This is a genomic window from Streptomyces kronopolitis (assembly GCF_014646275.1).
Lineage (GTDB): Bacteria > Actinomycetota > Actinomycetes > Streptomycetales > Streptomycetaceae > Streptomyces > Streptomyces kronopolitis.
This window is the reverse complement of record NZ_BMND01000121.1, coordinates 1-565: the sequence shown is the minus strand read 5'-3', so window position 1 is coordinate 565 and position 565 is coordinate 1. Positions and strand designations below refer to the sequence as shown.

General features: G+C 41.8%; 1 protein-coding gene. It reads right to left on the bottom strand.

Going from position 1 to position 565, the window contains the following annotated elements; genetic code table 11:
- A partial coding sequence (locus tag IEY78_RS35420; RefSeq protein WP_229700351.1) for a hypothetical protein occupies positions 1 to 402 on the bottom strand: 402 nt, incomplete at its 3' end.
- Positions 403 to 565: the final 163 nt, after the last annotated feature.

Below are 565 nucleotides of genomic sequence, written 5' to 3'. Positions count from 1 at the left end.
GCGTTCATAAAACCCGCTATACCCATAAGCCGCATACCCTCCAACAATCACACCCTTAATGAATCTGTCATAGCCCACATTGATACCATAGAGCGTTCCTGTGCCATTTTCCACAAAGCTCACGCCCCCAACGCCGGTTGCCCAAAGGTTGTTTTTTAATTTATCCCTTTGAGAGTATTTTAAAATCACATCCATCGCGTTAGGGATTGCGTCAGCAAATCTTTGGTTTTTAAGGCTGCTCAAGCGTTCGCTAAAATCCGTTGAGTCAAAAGAAGCGAAACTAGAAAGCTTGGCTAAACGCCCCATTTGTTGCGTGTAAGTGTTGAGCTGTAAAACATCGGTGGAATTGTTTTTAAGATTAGATTTAGAAAGCATGCCTAAAGTGCTGGTAATATCTTTCATTAAAGTAACAATGTGTTCAGTGGAATTGTCTTGCAAATAATAAGGAGCGAACAAGGGATTACCCCCCTTAGCCACAAAAAGCGCATTCAGCCACATAAGGGAATTATTGCCCGCAGATTTTATCGCATTCAAACCAGCGATGCCTTGAATGTATTTGATGTAA